Genomic DNA, 17,004 nt, shown 5'->3' on the forward strand with positions numbered 1-17,004 from the left:
GGGCCCAGAAAGGTTCCCGCCTTGGTTAACAAAACCATCTCACACCGAGATGCTTAAGATTTGATGAGTATTTGGTGGTGCGCCTCCTCTTTCGCAATTGCGAAAAACCCTGTATGAGCCGCGCAACCGAAAGAGGCGGCGCCTTTTGGCCTGCTGCCTGCAACGCTCCCGAGACCACAAAATGAAAATTCGTAATATCGCGATCATCGCGCACGTCGACCATGGAAAAACCACCCTCGTCGACCAATTGCTGCGGCAATCCGGTTCCTTCCGCGACAATCAGCGCGTCGCCGAGCGCGCCATGGATTCCAACGACCTCGAAAAGGAACGCGGCATCACCATCCTGGCCAAGGCGACCTCGGTCGACTGGAAGGACACCCGCATTAACATCGTCGACACACCCGGCCACGCCGATTTCGGCGGTGAGGTCGAGCGCATCCTGTCGATGGTGGATTCGGCGATCGTGCTGGTCGACGCCGCCGAAGGCCCCATGCCGCAGACCAAGTTCGTCGTCGGCAAGGCGCTCAAGGTCGGCCTGAAGCCGATCGTCGTCATCAACAAGATCGACCGTCCGGACGCCCGCCACGTCGAGGTGGTCAACGAGGTGTTCGACCTGTTTGCAGCGCTTGACGCGACCGACGAGCAGCTCGACTTCCCGATCCTCTACGGTTCTGGCCGCGATGGCTGGGTCTCGGAAAATCCGGAAGGCCCGAAGGACCAGGGCCTGGCGCCGCTGTTCGACCTCGTCATCAAGCATGTGCCGGAGCCGACCGTTCATCCCGGCCCGTTCCGCATGATCGGCACCATCCTGGAAGCCAATCCATTCCTCGGCCGCATCATTACCGGCCGCATCGAGAGCGGCACGCTGAAGTCCAACCAGGCGGTCAAGGTGCTCCACCATGACGGCACCCAGATCGAAACCGGGCGCATCTCCAAGATCCTCGCGTTCCGTGGCCTCGAGCGCCAACCGATCGAAGAGGCGCAGGCGGGTGACATCGTCGCCATTGCCGGCCTGTCCAAAGGCACCGTCGCCGACACGTTCTGCGACCTGGCGGTGACCGAGGCGTTGCATGCGCAACCGATCGATCCGCCGACCGTGACCATGTCTTTCCTGGTCAACGATTCGCCGCTCGCCGGCACTGAAGGCGACAAGGTGACCAGCCGCGTCATCCGCGACCGCCTGCTGCGCGAAGCCGAAGGCAATGTCGCGCTCAAGATCGAGGAATCGCCTGACAAGGATTCGTTTTTCGTTTCCGGCCGTGGCGAATTGCAGCTGGCCGTGCTGATCGAGACGATGCGCCGCGAAGGCTTTGAAATCGCCGTGTCGCGTCCGCGCGTCGTCATGCAGAAGGGCGAAAATGGCGAATTGCTGGAGCCGGTCGAGGAAGTCGTCATCGACGTCGACGAGGAGCACGCCGGCATCGTCGTGCAGAAGATGTCGGAGCGCAAGGCCGAGATGGTCGAGCTGCGGCCTTCGGGCGGCAACCGTCAGCGCATCGTCTTCCACGCGCCGACGCGCGGACTGATCGGCTACCAGTCGGAACTGTTGACCGACACGCGCGGCACCGCCGTGATGAACCGGCTGTTCCACGCCTACCAGCCCTACAAGGGCGAACTGCCGGGCCGCACCAACGGCGTGCTGATCTCCAACGAACAGGGCGAGGCAGTGGCCTATGCCATGTGGAACCTCGAAGACCGCGGCCCGATGGTCATCGACCCGGGCGTCAAGGTCTATCAGGGCATGATCATCGGCATCCATAGCCGTGACAACGACCTCGAAGTGAACGTGCTGAAGGGCAAGAAGCTGACCAACATCCGCGCCGCCGGCAAGGACGAGGCGGTGAAACTGACGCCGCCGATCCGCATGACGCTGGAGCGCGCGCTGGCCTGGATCCAGGACGACGAGCTGGTCGAGGTGACGCCGAAGACCATCCGCCTGCGCAAGCTCTATCTCGACCCGAACGAGCGCAAGCGCTTCGAGAAGTCGGCCAAGGTTGTGGGCGCGGCGTAATCGTCTGATTGTCTAAATTCGAGAGGGGCGAAGCACCGGTGCTTCGCCCCTCTTGTCATTCACCCACGGCAGCCGAAATGATGGCTTCACGATCCGGCTCGTCGGCCAGGTCAATGCGAATCGCCGTGCCGTCGCGGGCTGGCTTGCGCAAAGCTCTGGCGCCTTCGGGAACAACAACCAGCAATCGTTTCTCCTCCAGCGCCTGAAGCCTTGATCGGGAGATGCCGAGTTCGCCGGCGAGCAGACGGTTGAGCCGCAGCGATGTCGGCATTTCCAGCCCAAGCCTGATTTCAAGCGCGGCTGCGGGTCGGCCTTCGCCGCCGAGCCGGTGTTTGTGAACGGCGACATCGGGAAACTCCTCGACGCGGCCGACCCGGTTTCGCAAAGCCACGACATCGAAGGCATGGCGGCGGGCGAGGGCCGGATCGTTGCTTTCGAGCGCTGCCAGCAGCGCGGGTTCGATGTCGCGGCGGTTGCAGCGTTCGAAAATGCCGAAATTCCACGAATTGTCGCAGTCGATGCAGCGATAGATCAGCCAGACATCAATGCGTTTGCCATTGGCGTTGACGCGGAATTTGTCGCTGCAGCGATAGGCTTTCACGGCGCCGCAGCGGTTGCAGTGGATCAGGGGTCGAGGTGCGATTTCGGGCGCGATTGCCCAGCGGATAGCGAGATGTTGGGACAAGCCGGAAGACCTTCCAGTGTGGAAGTTCTTCAGGTCGGCAATGGCGAGATGCCCATGCGGGCACGGCGTGGCGAGAGCTAGCTATGTCGGAAATCAGCTGTCACGGGCGGCAAAGCGCGCGACAACGGTTCAGCAGTGCCAAACCGGTCTCGAACCGCCGCCTGAGGAACACGTGAAATGGAGCAGGCACCGCTTAATGCGGCGCCCTGCCAAGTGTGATCAGGGAGTTGGCGAGACCGGCGGTTACTGAGGCAAAATGAAGCTCGAAATGAATGTCGGGACGGTTCTTCTAGCGGCAAGATGCCGAGCGGGCAAGGTTCATAGGGTGTCTCGCCCTGCTCAGGCGAAGGCGATCTGTACCTTCATCGATTTGTTGCGGTCGCCGGCGATCTCGAAAGCCGCAACCGCCTCGTCCATCGGATAGATGCCGGTCAGCAGCGGCTTGACGTCGACGCGACGGTTGTTGATCAGATCGACGGCCAGCGCGAACTCGTCGTGGAAACGGAAGGAGCCGCGCATTTCGATCTCCTTGGCGACGATGAGATTCTGAGGCAGCGACATGTCGCCGCCTAGGCCGAGCTGCACGAGCACCCCGCGCGGCTTCAGCACATCGAGCCCGGCTCGCACCGCGCGCTCATTGCCGGAGCATTCGAACATGACGTTGAAACTGCCCTTCTCGACATTGTAGCCAGCGAGCTTGTCGGCATCTGTGGCGACATTGATGGTGCGGTCGGCGCCGATCTCGTTGGCCTTGGCCAGAACCGCGTCCATGACATCGGTGACGACGATCTCGCGCGCGCCGTGGACGCGCGCGGCCAGGATGCACAGCGCGCCGATCGGCCCGCTGCCGGTGACCAGAACCCGCTTGCCGAGCAGCGAACCGGCGCGGTTCACGGCATGCAGCGTTACCGCGAACGGCTCGGCAAAGGCGGCTTCGTTGATGGAGACATGGTCGGCGATTTTGTGGCACTGCCAGGCCTCCGCGACGAGGCGCTGGCGGAAGGCGCCCTGTATATGCGGCATCGGCATGGCGCTGCCGTAGAAGCGCATGTTGAGGCACTGGTTCTGCATGCCCTGCAGGCAATAGCGGCAGGCATTGCAGGGCCGGCTGGGCGAAATCGCAACGCGGTCGCCGACGGCAAGGCTGGAAACGCCGGCGCCAAGTGCCTTCACCGTGCCAGCGACCTCATGTCCGAGGATCATCGGCTCGCGCAGGCGCACCACGCCGAAGCCGCCATGATTGTAGTAGTGCAGGTCCGAGCCGCAGATGCCGCCGGCCTCGACCGATATTTCGACCTGTCCGGCGCCAGGCGCGCCCGAATCGGTCTCTTCGATGCGCAGGTCTTTTGCGGCGTGGATGACGATTGATTTCACGGCCGCGATCCTTTCTCAAACCGCTGGCACGGGCAAGTCCGATCTCCGAAATGTGTCGCGTTCGTTGGCCCTCAGGCAGAGGGTGCCAAATTGACGCCGATCGGATATTCTTCGCCATCCAACGCTCGAAGGCTCCGTCATGCACCTCACCTCGCTCCTGATCTTCGCCGCCGCCTTGTTCGTCGCTGCCGGTTCGCCCGGCCCGTCGATCGCCGCACTTGTGCCCGCGTCATCTCGAAAGGCTTTCGCGACGTGTTCCCTTTCCTGCTCGCCATGTGGATCGGCGAGGCCATCTGGCTGTCGCTGGCGGTGTTCGGGCTGGCGGTCGTGGCGCAGACCTTCCATTTAGCCTTCGTCGTCGTGAAATGGATCGGCGTCGCTTACCTCGCCTACCTCGCCTTCAAGATGTGGACCGCACCTGTCGACGCAAAAGAAGGCGAGATGCCGCGCGAGGATTCGGCGACAAAGCTGTTCTTTGCCGGCATGGCGGTGACGCTCGGCAATCCCAAGATCATGATGTTCTATCTGGCGCTGCTGCCGACGATCATCGACCTCGCTTCGGTGAGTGTCATCGGCTGGGTCGAACTGACGGCGACGATGGCGGTGGTTCTGATCGCCATCGATCTCGCCTGGGTCGTCGCGGCCTCACAGGCGCGCAAACTGTTGAAGAGCAAGCGTGCGATGAAGATCGCCAACCGCATCAGCGCCACGACGATGGCCGGCGCCGCCGCGGCCATCGCGGCGCGATCCTGACCGCCTTTCTATGGGAACCTCAAAGCTAGACTTTGTCCAATAGACCCATGCTATCAGACGTGCCAACTTTCCAGCCGGCGAAGCATCCCAAAACGCCACAGGCCGCGCATCGTACGCCAACATAAAGCCAGCGAACGCCGTCACGTTCCGGGTAGATGGAAAACCCGACGCCGATGTTTGCAGCTTCGGAGCCGCACTCGGTGCACGCCCATCGTTCCGGCTGGGCTTCGTCCCAAAATTCCGCACTGTCGCAGATAAGATGCTCGGATCCGCAGACCGTGCACGTTCGTCGCGCCACACCCTCGTCATCGTCGGCATCGAGGAGAAACGAGATGGAACCGCACTTGCAGCGGGCGAGCCTGAAGTCATGAACCTCGGCGTTGTCGGCGCCATAGGCTTCCAAGTATTCTCCGATGTCAGTGGGCTCGCTGCCAACCCACCACTTGCCTGACGTATCTATCGTCATTGGTCACCTCGCCATTGAGTGGTATTCGTCGTTCGGGCGCATGTCGATGGCCGCCGCCACGCGGTTCGACATGTTGAAGAAGGCGGCGGTCGAGGCGATGTCCCAGATGTCTCGGTTGGTGAAGCCGGCGTTGCGCAGTGCTTCCCTGTCCGCCTCGACGATCTTTGCCGGCTCTTCCGTCAGCTTGACGGCGAATTCGAGCATCGCCGTCTGTTTCGGTGAAAGATTGGCAGCGCGGAAGTTCATCACCATCATCTCGCCGAGAGCCGGATCGCCGGAGAGCTGGCGCACCGCCGCGCCATGCGCGGTCAGGCAATAATAGCAGTGATTGATCGAGGAAACGACGACCGCGATCATCTCCCGTTCCAGCTTCGACAGGCCGGATTCACCCAGCATCAGATCATTGTAGGTGTCGGTAAAGGCGCGCAGCTTCTTCTCGTCGAAGGCATAGGCAAGAAGCACGTTGGGAACCAGGCCGAGCTTTTCCTCGCATTTGGCGAAATAGGCTTTTGTCGCCTCGCTCAGTTCCGCGATACCGAGGTCAAGTGCGCTGATTTTGCCGGACATGGGGTCTCCCTCTTCGTTCACCGCCGCCTGACCGTCGAATTCCTGTAATTCTTATCGAGCCGTCAAACCTTTGTCGCCAAACAGCGGTCATCTGCTACCATAGTCGTAAAAGCATGTGACGGGAGGACAACATGGCGAGCGTGAAATCCGCAGCTAAGCCGAAGAAAACAGCCAATGCCGGGGTGAAACCCGACGGGAAGCCGGCCAGGCTCGCCGACTATCTGCTGGCCCGCGCGCCGGCCGAAGACATTGCCGCCTATGACGCCGCCGACCTGGAGCGCGCCGCCGACCTGGCAGGACGTGCGGTCGCCGCCCACAAGAAGGGCCAAAGTGTCGTCGCCGTCGATGCCGGGTCGGGCGTCTCCCGCGAGGGCCGCCCGATGACGATCATCACCGTCGTCAACGACAACATGCCGTTCCTGTTCGATTCGATCCTCGGCGAGATCACAGAAACTGCCGGCGAACCGACTTTGGTCACCCATCCGGTCATCGTCGTGCGTCACGGCAAGGCCGGCGTCGACGAGATCCTCGGCGACGGCAGCGCCCTCAAGGACGATGGCAATCACGACCGCCTGAGCGTCGTCCATGTCCATATTCCGCGCCTGACGGCGGAGCAGGCCGACGCGCTGGCCGACCGCCTGCGCAAGATGCTCAACCAGGTGCGCGCCGCCGTCAGCGACTGGAAGCCGATGCTCGCCCGTCTCGACCAGGCGATTTCCGAATTCCGCTATTCCGCCGTGCCGCTCGACAAGAAGAGCGTTGCCGAGGCCATCGCCTTCCTTGAATGGCTGCGCGACGACAATTTCACTTTCCTTGGCATGCGCGAGTTCAAATATTCCGGCGGCGCGGAGAGCGGCAATCTGGAGCGCGCCGACAAACCCGGTCTCGGCATCCTCGCCGACCCGGATGTGCTGGTGCTCCGGCGCGGCACCGAGGCGGTGACGACGACGCCCGAAATCCGCGCCTTCCTGCATGGGCCGGAGCCGCTGATCGTCACCAAGGCCAACGCCAAGTCGCTGGTGCACCGCCGCATTTATCTCGATTATATCGGCGTCAAAACCTACACCGCCAAGGGCACGCTTGCCGGCGAGTTGCGCATGGTCGGCCTGTTCACCTCGACCGCCTACACGCGCTCGGTGATGAAAATCCCGTATCTGAGGTCAAAGGCCGAGACCATCATCGCCAAGTCCGGCTTCGACCGGCACGACCATTCCGGCAAGGCACTGATCAACGTTCTGGAGAGCTATCCGCGCGACGAACTGTTCCAGGTGCCGGTGCCGATCCTGAAGAAGCACGCCGCGGCCATTCTCGGCCTGGTCGAGCGGCCGCGGGTGCGGGCGCTGGTGCGCGCCGACCAGTTCGACCGCTTCGTCTCGATCCTCGTCTTCGTGCCGCGCGACCGCTATGACAGCGTCGTGCGCGAGAAGATCGGCACCTATCTCAAGACCGTCTTCGAAGGCCGTTTGTCGGCTTACTATCCGGCTTTCCCCGAGGGCGGGCTGGCGCGTGTGCATTTCATCATCGGCCGCTCCGGCGGCAAGACGCCGAAGGTCGAGCAGGCGGTGATCGAAGCGGCGATCCGCGACATCGTGCGAACCTGGGACGACGCGCTGGCCGAAGCTGCGGAAGCCGTCGGCGGCGATCCATCGCTGAAGGCGATCGCCGCGCGTCTGCCTGAGAGCTATCGCGATTCCTTCAGCGCGGCCGTCGCGCTGAAGGATGCGGGGCGCATCGCCGGCATCAGCACCGCCAACCCGATCGCCATCGACTATTACCGCCATGCCGAGCAGAAACCGCATCAGGCAGCGCTGAAGATCTACCACCACGGCAGCCCGGTAGCGCTGTCGCGTCGCGTGCCGGTGCTGGAAAACATCGGCTTCCGCGTCATCAGCGAGCGCACCTTCGAAGTTGGCGAGGACGGCGGCGACACCGTCTTCGTCCACGACATGGAGTTGGAGAACAGCTACGGCAAGCCGATCGACCTCAGCGATGGCGGCGCGCTGTTCGAGGACGCGTTCCTGTCGGTCTGGCGCGGCGACATCGACAATGACAGCTATAACGGGCTTGCCCAGACCGCCGGCCTGTGGTCGGGCGAAGTCAGCATTCTGCGCGCCTATGGCCGCTACCTGCAGCAAGCCGGTATCCCGCAGAGCCAGGATTTCATCGCGGCCGCGCTCAACCGCTATCCCGACATTGCGCGCGGCCTGCATGCACTGTTCGTCGCTCGTCTCGGCCCGACCGCCGAGACGGAAGGCGTCGTCGCCGCCAAGCACCTCAAGGCCAAGATCAAGGACGCGCTGGAGGAAGTCCCTAACATCGATGACGACACCATCATCCGCCGCTATCTCAACCTGATCGAAGCCTCGTTGCGCACCAATCATTTCGTTGCGGGAACGAAGGCGCGGGGCCAGTCACTGGCGATCAAGCTGGACTCGCAAGCGGTCGATGGCCTGCCGGCGCCGCGGCCGTGGCGCGAGATCTTCGTCTATGGGTCCGAGGTCGAGGGCGTGCATCTGCGCTTCGGCCCGGTTGCGCGCGGCGGCCTGCGCTGGTCGGACCGCGCCCAGGATTACCGCACCGAGGTGCTCGGCCTGGTCAAGGCGCAGCAGGTCAAGAACGCCGTCATAGTGCCGGTCGGCGCCAAGGGCGGCTTCTATCCGAAGAAGCTGCCGATGAGCGCCGGCCGCGACGCCATCTTCGAGGCCGGCACCTCGGCCTACAAGAATTTCGTTTCCAGCCTGTTGTCGATTACCGACAATATCGGGCTGGACGGTGTCATCCCGCCGGCCGGCGTTGTCAGGCGCGACCCCGACGATCCCTATTTCGTCGTCGCCGCCGACAAGGGCACGGCAACCTTCTCCGACACCGCCAATGCCATTTCGGAGAAACACGGTTTCTGGCTCGACGATGCCTTCGCCAGCGGCGGCTCGGCCGGTTACGACCACAAGAAGATGGGCATCACCGCCAAAGGCGCCTGGGAAGCGGTCAAGCGGCATTTCCGCGAGATCAACCGCGACATCCAGGCCACCCCCTTCACCGTCGTCGGCGTCGGCGACATGTCGGGCGACGTGTTCGGCAACGGCATGCTGCTGTCGCCGCAGACCAGGCTGATCGCCGCCTTCGACCATCGCGACATCTTCATCGATCCCGATCCAGACAGAGTGGCGTCGATGGCCGAGCGCGAGCGCATGTTCGCGCTGCCGCGTTCGTCTTGGCAGGACTATGACGAGACCAAACTGTCGGAAGGCGGCGTCATCGTCTCGCGCAGCCAGAAGTCGATCACGCTGCCTGCGGCAGCGGCGGCGGCGATTGGCCTCGCCAAGACCACCGCGACACCGGCCGAGATCATGACCGCCATCCTCAAGGCGAACGTCGACCTTCTGTGGTTCGGCGGCATCGGCACGTATTTACGGGCCTCGGGCGAAACCAATGCCGAAGTCGGCGACCGCGCCAATGACGCCATCCGCATCACCGCGCTCGATGTGCGGGCCAAAGTGATCGGTGAGGGCGCCAATCTCGGCGTCACGCAGCGTGCCCGCATCGAATTCGGCATGAATGGCGGTCGCTGCAACTCCGATGCCATCGACAATTCCGGCGGCGTCAACTGCTCCGACGTCGAGGTCAACATCAAGATCGCGCTGGCGTCCGCCATGCGCAAGGGATCGCTGACCCGGCCGGCGCGCAACAAGCTGCTGGCCGAGATGACCGACGAGGTCGCCGGCCTCGTGCTGTCCAACAATTACGAACAGACGCTGGCGCTTTCCATCGCCCGCAAGCGCGGCCTTGCCGACATCGCGCACCAGAGCCGGTTCATGGCGGCGCTGGAGGCTCGGGGCCTGCTCGACCGCGCTGTCGAGACGCTGCCGTCGCCGGCCGCCCTTGCCGAGCGCGAGGCGCGTGGCGAGCCGCTGACCCGGGCGGAGCTTGGCGTGCTGCTCGCCTATGCCAAGATCGTGCTGTTTTCCGACATCGTCGCCAGCGACGTGCCTGACGACGCGCATTTCGACCGCGACCTGATGGGCTATTTCCCTGACCGGATGGCGAAGAAATATGCGGCCGAGATCCATGGCCACCGGCTGCGCCGCGAAATCATCGCCCGCGTCGTCGCCAACGATCTCGTCAATCGCGGCGGACCGTCATTCGTCAACCGGCTGCAGGAAGCCACGGGGCGCAGCGCGGCCGACGTGGTGCGCACCTTCGCCGTGGTGCGCGACGGCTTCGCGTTGCCGGCGCTCTATCAGGAGATCGATGCGCTGGACAGCCACATCGACGGCCAGGCGCAGCTCGATCTCTACCAGTCCGTCAGCCGGCTTATCTTCGTGACCAGCGGCTGGTATCTGAAGAACGATGCCGGCACCGCAGCGCTCGGCCAGCGCATTGCCGAACTGCAAGAGGCGCGCATGGCGCTGGAGCCGAAGCTGCTCTCGCTGCTACCGGCCTTCTCGCGCGAGCGGGTCGAGGAGAGGCGGTATGGCCTCTTCAAGGCCGGCGCCCCGGAAAAGCTCGCCGGGCAGCTGGCAATGGCCGATGTGGCGGGACTGATCCCCGACATCGCACTGACGGCGCGCACGGCCAATGCCGACGTCGTCGCCTCGGCCAAGGCGTTCTTCGCCGTCAGCGATGCCTTCCGCATTCCGCGCGTCGAAGAGGCGGCGCGTTCTATCACGCCGTCGGACTATTACGACCAGCTGGCGCTGTCGCGCGCCACCGACACGATCGGCGCGGCGCGGCGCGGCATCGCGGTGGCGGCTCTCGCCGGCCATGCCGGGACGGCGGATCCTGTGGCGGCCTGGCTGGAAGCCGGCGGCGAGCGCGTGGCGCGCATTCGCGAGCGGCTGCAGGCGCTGACCGAAGGCGGGGATATCACCGTGTCCAGGCTGTCGGTGGCTTCGGGGCTGATGAGCGATCTGACGGGGATGTGAGGCTCGGGACTTACCCTCCCCCTTGTGGGGAGGGTCGCTGCGAAGCAGCGGGGTGGGGGTGCGGCACCGACCCCCACCCGGACCTTCGGTCCGACCTCCCCACAAGGGGGAGGTAGGGGCGCGGCGCCTTTCTTCGCGTCTCTATGCAGGTAGACAGCGGCGACATCCAGGTGAGGGGCAGCGCGAATCTTTGGCGGTTTGCATGAGCATTCGAAACATGCAGACATGGCGTCCGACAAGCGCGGTGTCCGGGGGAATCATCATGGCGGCGATAGATGCAGTGCAGCGGGCATCCGGGCGTGGCATCTGGGGGTGGATGTTCTTCGACTGGGCGGCGCAGCCGTTCTTCACCGTCGTCACCACTTTCATCTTCGGCCCTTATTTCGTCTCGCGCATGGCCAACGATCCGGTTTCGGGCCAGGCGGCCTGGGGCTACGGCATCGCTGTTGCGGGCCTGGTCATTGCCGTTTTGTCGCCCATCCTCGGCTCGATTGCCGACCAGACCGGGCCGCGCAAGCCGTGGATTGCGTTCTTCGCCTCGATCAAGATCATCAGCCTTTGCCTGCTATGGTTCGCCGCTCCCGGCTCGAACCTTTTCCTGGTGGTGCTGTTCTTTTCTCTCGCTTCGGTCGCGGCGGAATTCTCGACCGTGTTCAACGATTCGATGATGCCGCGCCTGGTGCCGAAGAGCGAGATCGGCCACGTCTCCAACATTGCCTGGGGACTTGGTTATCTCGGCGGCATGATCGCGCTGATCTTTGTCGTCGCCTGTCTGGCGGGTTCGCCGGAGACCGGCAAGACGATCATCGGCATCGACCCGCTCTTTGGGCTCGACCCGAATCTCGGCGAGGACGCGCGCGCCACCGGGCCGCTGTCGGCCGGCTGGTATTTCCTGTTCATCCTGCCGATGTTCTTCTTCACGCCAGACGCCATCAAAGGCATTCCGATCGGGCCGGCGGTGCGCGAGGGGCTGTCGGAACTGAAGTCGACGCTGACTGAAGTGCGCCGGCGCAAAGGCATCTTCCGCTTCCTTGTCGCCCGCATGATTTATCAGGACGGCGTCAATGCGCTGCTCGCTTTGGGCGGCACCTTTGCGGCAGCGATGTTCCATTGGTCGATCACCGAGATCGGCATGTTCGGCATTATTCTCAACGTCGTCGCCATCGTCGGCTGCCTGGTTGCCGCATGGCTGGACACCGCGCTTGGCTCCAAGACCATCGTGATGATTTCGCTCGTCCTGCTCAGCATCGCCACCATCGGCATCGTTTCGACCGGGCCAGGCTACACGCTGTTCGGCGCCTGGATGATGCCGGGAGCCGATAGTGGCGGCCTGTTCGGCACGGCGGCGGAAAAGGCCTACATTTTCTATGGCCTGTTGATCGGGCTGGCGTTCGGACCGGTGCAGGCGTCGTCACGCTCCTACATGGCGCGCAGCGTGACCGCGGCCGAATCCGGCCGCTATTTCGGCATCTATGCGCTGGCCGGAAGGGCGACGAGTTTCCTGGCGCCGTTCATGGTGGCGTCGATCACGCTCGCCAGCGGCTCGGCGCGGCTCGGCATGGCGGCCATCGTGCTGTTCCTGGGCGTTGGGATCGCGATATTGATCTGGACGCCGTACCCGGCGGATCAGCCAGTGGAATAGCGCCGCACTTTTCCTTCTCCCCTTGTGGGAAAAGGCAGAGGCGCTCAATGCCTGAAATGCCTCACGCCGGTAAACACCATGGCGATGCCATGCGCGTCGGCAGCGGCGATAACGTCGTCGTCGCGCATCGAGCCGCCGGGCTGGATCACCGCCGTGGCGCCGGCTTCGATCGCGGATATGAGCCCGTCGGCGAAAGGGAAGAAAGCGTCGGAGGCGACCACCGAGCCCTTGGTCAACGGCTCCGCGAGGCCAGCTGCTTCCGCCGCGTCGAGCGCCTTGCGGGCGGCGATGCGCGAGGAATCGACGCGGCTCATCTGCCCGGCGCCGATGCCGACCGTGGCGCCGTCCTTGGCGTAAACGATGGCGTTCGACTTGACGTGCTTAGCGATGCGGAAAGCGAATTTGAGGTCGGCCATCTCGGCCGCCGTCGGCGCGCGCCTGGTCACCACCTTCAGTTCGAAATCGTCGACCACCGCGTTGTCGCGGCCTTGGACGAGCATGCCGCCAGCGACGGATTTCACAGTGATGCCGCCGGCGTGCGGATCGGGCAGACCGCCGGTGACCAGCAGTCGCAAATTCTTTTTGGCGGCGATGATGCGGACAGCGTCCTCCGAAGCGTTCGGCGCGATGATCACCTCGGTGAAGGTTTTTACGATCTCCTGCGCCGCTTCGGCATCGAGGATGCGGTTCATGGCAACGATACCGCCAAAGGCCGAAACCGGGTCGCAGGCCAGCGCTCTCGCATAGGCAGCAGCCAGCGAAGCGTCCTCGGCGACGCCGCACGGGTTGGCGTGCTTGATGATGGCAACGGCGGCGCAGCGGTTGGGATCGAACTCGCCGACCAGCTCGAAGGCGGCATCGGTGTCGTTGATGTTGTTGTAGGACAGCTGCTTGCCCTGCAACTGGCGAGCCGTGGCGACCCCCGGCCGCTTGTCGCCATTGACGTAGAAGCCGGCGCTCTGATGCGGGTTCTCGCCATAGCGCATGACGCTTTCCAGCCTGCCGCCGAAGGTGCGCCAGGTCGGGTGCTCGATCTCAAGCGTTTCGGCGAACCAGCCGGAGATCGCCGCATCGTAGCTGGCGGTGCGGGCAAAGGCCTTGGCCGCCAGCTTCTGGCGGAAATCCAGCGACAGCGAGCCGATGTTCATCTCCAGCGCGTTCAGCACCGAGGCGTAGTCGCCGGGATCGGTGACGATGGCGACATAGGCGTGATTCTTGGCCGAAGCGCGGATCATCGCCGGGCCGCCAATGTCGATGTTCTCGACAACAGCGGCATAGTCGGCGCCGGAACGGCGGACCTCCTCGAACGGGTAGAGATTGCAGACGAGCAGATCGATCGGCTCGATGCGGTGATCGTGCATCGCCTTGGCGTGTTCGGGATCGTCGCGCACGCCGAGCAGTGCGCCATGCACCGACGGGTGCAGCGTCTTCACGCGGCCGTCCATGATCTCGGGAAAGCCGGTCAGTTCCGAGACGTCACGCACCGCCAGCCCCGCCTCGGCGATCGCCTTTGCCGTACCTCCGGTCGAGACCAGCTCGACGCCGGCCGCGACCAGCCCTTTGGCGAAGTCGGTCAGGCCGGTCTTGTCGAAGACGGAAAGCAGGGCGCGGCGGACCGGAACGAGGTCGGGTGCCGGAATGTTCTTGGCGGCGACGGCCATGGGCTGGCGGCCTTTCAGGGCTGATTGGAGAGCGTTGCCGGGCCGTAGCACATGAGGTCAGGAAATCAAGCCGGAAGCTCGATCAAGCCGGCGCCGGCAACGACGCTCAGCTGTGCTCGGGATAGCCGGCGATGCCAGTGCGCGTGAGCTGCCAATGCACTTCGGCGATCTCCGAGGCCTTGAAGGCGAGCACGATCTGGCGGCTGCGGCGCGGGCCGCCAAGGCCGGCGAAATAGATCGATTCCTCGACCTCCGGCACCACTTCGGTGCAGGTGAACACCCAGGTGTCGGCCTGGTCGGCGGTCAGCACCAGGCGGTCATGCTCGTCCTGCAAAAGGTTGATATCAGGGTGGATGTGGAAGCGCACCACGACGAAGTCGCGGCCATTGTTGCGGATCGCCGCACCGCCCGGGCGGTGGAAGCGATCCCTGCCGGCGAGCACATTGCCCTCGCTCGACAGTTTCAGCTCGCGCTCATGCAGGAAGCCAAAGCGCTGCATATAGCCGTCATGGCGGGCGATGAAGCCTTGCGTGCCCTTCTGGTCGATGCGCTTGCAAGGCACATGCTGCGGGCCGCCGAGCAAGGGTGAGCCGAGCAGGTCGTTGACGCGCAGCGAATGGGAAAACCGCGCCGACGAGGTGTCGTTGATGGTGGCGGTCGAATGCGCCGCAGTGGCACGGGCCAGCGGCCGGAACTCGGCAGCGCCATAGGTGTCGATGCCGGCATTGACGATATAATGCTGGCGGCCGGACGAGAGTTCGAAGGCCAGGCACCCGGCATGCGCGGCGTTGGACACATCGACGGCCGGCGACGGGCCGGTATCGGCAATCACCGTAACGCCGCCCATACACAGCCGCTCATAGCCGGAATGCGGCGCGTGCAGCAGCGGCGCGCCGGCGGTGTCGTCGTGGCGCAAGATGGTGGCAATGCGGTCGTGGATGGTCGCGCCCATGCCGTTGAAGCGGGCCAGGCTGCCATCCTGATGGCGGAAGAAACGGAGCGCCGGCAGCATGCGGTCGATGGCGCCCATCAGGGCTGCCGGTGGCGTTTCGGCCTGATTGGCATAGGTCTGACGCAGCGGCAGGAGATCGGCGAGCAGTTCGAGCACCGCCATCGGGTTGCGCGAAATATGGCCGCCGTCGGGAAGGATCTGGCGGTCGAGTTCTTCCGCCAGGTTGCGGGTGGCGCCGCGCAGTGCGGAGGCCGGCGCCGGCAGCGACAGCGCGGCGAAGGCAAGCGCGATGCGAGCGCGCAGCCTGTCCTTGCCGTCCGGCATTTCGCGCGCCATCGAGCGGAGATAGCGGATCTGCACGGCGAGCGATTTCAGGAAGGCGCGATAGAACGGAAATTCGGCCCCTTGTAGGACAACCGACGAGTGTTGCAACCAGGCAATGACGCGCTTGGCGGTGGTGCCGGGCTCCCAGGCTATGCCGGAAATCTGGTTGCCATGCATGGCGACCCAGTCGGAGACAAGCGCGCGTGCATTGGCGGCGGCCAGCTCGGTGCCGGCGGCGCGCATATGGCGCAGCCAACGAAAGCCGTGCAGCGTCTTCACCCAGCCGCGATTGGCGACATCGATCTGGAATGGCGATTTGCCGCCGGTCTCGACGAGGTGTCCCGACAGCGGATAGCGGCCATAGTAGATCTCGAGCGCGATCTGCGGATCGGCGAGCCTGAGGTCGGGCGGTGCAATCAGGACGCGTTCGGGCGTGCGCCCGGAATAGCGCCAGCGATAAACTGGCCCCGCGCGAAGGCGCCGGCGCGTCTTGCGCCAAAACTCCTTAGCGACAAGCGTCCACAGACGTGTCGTGCTGCCGGCAGCCAGTGCCAAAACCCCTCCTCGTCGCCTGGAGATAGAGCATGCTGTCGTCCGAAAACCGCGTCGCAGGTTTCGGCATCATGTTCCGGTACCCCAGCACAAGCTTATATGATTCAAAAACTTGTGCGAAGTCGAATTCCGCCGACGTGAAGCGCCTCACGCTGCCGGCCACCGACCCACCCCGAAAAAAGTCAAGTGCTTCGCGGGGTTAAGCCTGGCAATCCGGCACTCACTTGCGGTTGTGGCGAGACCGAAATTCGCTGGGCGAACAGCTTTCGCGGTCGCGAAACAGACGGGAGAAATAGAAGGCGTCGTGGATGCCGACGGCGGCCGCAATGGACTCGATGGGCGAATCGGAGGCGGCCAGCATCTGTTTGGCGCGGTCGAGCCTCGTGCGCAGTTGGAAGGCCTTGGGCGACATGCCGGCTGCCCGCGCAAATCTGCGCCGCAAGGTTGCCGGCGACATCGAGAATTTCGCGGCGAAGGCATCGAGATCCACCGGGTCGCACGCGCAGCGGCGCAATTCGTCGATGATGGGCTGCATGTCGGCATGCTGGAAGCCGGGATTTCGTTGACGGTTGTTCCAATCCATTGCCTGGCGGGCAGCACGCACGAAGATGCGATGCATCGTGGCGGCGGCTTCTGCCTGGCTCAGCATCGTATCGAGCGACAGCTCACCATGCAGCCTGTCGAACAGCCGCTGCATTTTGCCGAGGTCGCGCAAGGGGACGACAGGGGCGTCCTCGGCAATCAGCCGCAGCCGGGTGAAATCGCGTATCAAGGCGCCGTCGAAGAGCGCCCAGCGTTCGAGCCAGCCCGATGCGTCCGGCCCGTAGGAATGCATCCTCCCGGGAAGCAGCCAGAACAGGGCCGGCGCTTGGATCGTCTGCATGCCGGCAGTCTTGGTTTCAAGCCAGCCTTGACCGTTCTCAATCAGCACCACGGCGAATTCCGGCAATTTGCGCGCTTGGATCGCCTGCGTGACGCGATGCCGACCAATCCCTGTAACCGACAGGCCGCCGGCCGCGGCCGGTGCGGATCTGTAGAGCGCGTAAGAGAGATCGTTCATGAGCGAAAAGTCCATGGCTTCGTTCCGTCCATGGG

The 17,004-nt window shown here is 64.0% G+C and carries 10 protein-coding genes and 1 pseudogene; 4 read left to right on the forward strand and 7 right to left on the reverse strand.

Translation table 11 applies throughout. The features are described 5' to 3' along the window. Positions 1–181 precede the first annotated feature (181 nt). The gene (gene typA, locus NKL04_RS26810) at positions 182–2,011 is read left to right on the forward strand and encodes a translational GTPase TypA (protein ID WP_023681424.1); all 1,830 of its coding nucleotides are present in this window, start codon (positions 182–184) and stop codon (positions 2,009–2,011) included. Between the two features lie 55 nt (positions 2,012–2,066). On the opposite strand, the gene NKL04_RS26815 is transcribed toward typA, so the two are convergent. Continuing rightward, complete coding sequence (locus tag NKL04_RS26815; protein ID WP_023700190.1) at positions 2,067–2,696, reverse strand: DUF1062 domain-containing protein; 630 nt, start codon at positions 2,694–2,696, stop codon at positions 2,067–2,069. Positions 2,697–3,035: 339 nt separating this feature from the next. Further along, complete coding sequence (locus NKL04_RS26820; RefSeq protein WP_023700191.1) at positions 3,036–4,070, reverse strand: L-idonate 5-dehydrogenase; 1,035 nt, start codon at positions 4,068–4,070, stop codon at positions 3,036–3,038. 139 nt (positions 4,071–4,209) lie between these two features. On the opposite strand from NKL04_RS26820, the pseudogene NKL04_RS26825 reads away from it, so the two are divergent. Continuing rightward, a pseudogene (locus NKL04_RS26825) lies at positions 4,210–4,823 on the forward strand (LysE family translocator). Between the two features lie 25 nt (positions 4,824–4,848). Here NKL04_RS26825 and NKL04_RS26830 read toward each other — a convergent pair. Further along, positions 4,849–5,226 (reverse strand): hypothetical protein, encoded by a 378-nt coding sequence (locus NKL04_RS26830; RefSeq protein ID WP_198029284.1) that lies wholly within the window; start codon positions 5,224–5,226, stop codon positions 4,849–4,851. A 66-nt stretch (positions 5,227–5,292) separates the two neighbouring features. Beyond that, on the reverse strand, positions 5,293–5,856 hold the full coding sequence (locus tag NKL04_RS26835) for a peroxidase-related enzyme (RefSeq protein ID WP_023668634.1): 564 nt from the start codon (positions 5,854–5,856) through the stop codon (positions 5,293–5,295). A 131-nt stretch (positions 5,857–5,987) separates the two neighbouring features. On the opposite strand from NKL04_RS26835, the gene NKL04_RS26840 reads away from it, so the two are divergent. Both NKL04_RS26840 and NKL04_RS26845 read left to right on the forward strand, forming a co-directional pair. After that, a complete protein-coding gene (locus NKL04_RS26840) occupies positions 5,988–10,778 on the forward strand; it encodes an NAD-glutamate dehydrogenase (RefSeq protein WP_023700193.1) in 4,791 nt (1,596 codons plus the stop codon). Between the two features lie 262 nt (positions 10,779–11,040). Next, on the forward strand, positions 11,041–12,420 hold the full coding sequence (locus NKL04_RS26845; protein WP_023668636.1) for an MFS transporter: 1,380 nt from the start codon (positions 11,041–11,043) through the stop codon (positions 12,418–12,420). 44 nt (positions 12,421–12,464) lie between these two features. On the opposite strand, the gene purH is transcribed toward NKL04_RS26845, so the two are convergent. The 3 genes from purH to NKL04_RS26860 form a co-directional block, all read right to left on the reverse strand. Further along, positions 12,465–14,081, reverse strand: a complete 1,617-nt coding sequence (gene purH / locus NKL04_RS26850; protein WP_023700194.1) for a bifunctional phosphoribosylaminoimidazolecarboxamide formyltransferase/IMP cyclohydrolase — start codon at positions 14,079–14,081, stop codon at positions 12,465–12,467. 106 nt (positions 14,082–14,187) lie between these two features. After that, positions 14,188–15,912, reverse strand: coding sequence for a heparinase II/III family protein (locus NKL04_RS26855; RefSeq protein ID WP_352724634.1), 1,725 nt, complete (start codon positions 15,910–15,912; stop codon positions 14,188–14,190). A 217-nt stretch (positions 15,913–16,129) separates the two neighbouring features. Continuing rightward, positions 16,130–16,984, reverse strand: a complete 855-nt coding sequence (locus tag NKL04_RS26860; RefSeq protein ID WP_502903365.1) for a helix-turn-helix transcriptional regulator — start codon at positions 16,982–16,984, stop codon at positions 16,130–16,132. Positions 16,985–17,004 lie beyond the last annotated feature (20 nt).

It is taken from the genome of Mesorhizobium sp. C264A (assembly GCF_040324515.1).
Taxonomy (GTDB): Bacteria; Pseudomonadota; Alphaproteobacteria; order Rhizobiales; family Rhizobiaceae; genus Mesorhizobium.

What these genes read in the sequence shown, in the direction of transcription:
- purH (WP_023700194.1), bottom strand. Translation starts at nt 14,081, where the DNA reads ATGGCCGTCGCCGCCAAGAACATTCCGGCACCCGACCTCGTTCCGGTC.
- NKL04_RS26860 (WP_502903365.1), bottom strand. Translation starts at nt 16,984, where the DNA reads ATGGACTTTTCGCTCATGAACGATCTCTCTTACGCGCTCTACAGATCC.
- NKL04_RS26840 (WP_023700193.1), top strand. Translation starts at nt 5,988, where the DNA reads ATGGCGAGCGTGAAATCCGCAGCTAAGCCGAAGAAAACAGCCAATGCC.
- typA (WP_023681424.1), top strand. Translation starts at nt 182, where the DNA reads ATGAAAATTCGTAATATCGCGATCATCGCGCACGTCGACCATGGAAAA.
- NKL04_RS26835 (WP_023668634.1), bottom strand. Translation starts at nt 5,856, where the DNA reads ATGTCCGGCAAAATCAGCGCACTTGACCTCGGTATCGCGGAACTGAGC.
- NKL04_RS26845 (WP_023668636.1), top strand. Translation starts at nt 11,041, where the DNA reads ATGGCGGCGATAGATGCAGTGCAGCGGGCATCCGGGCGTGGCATCTGG.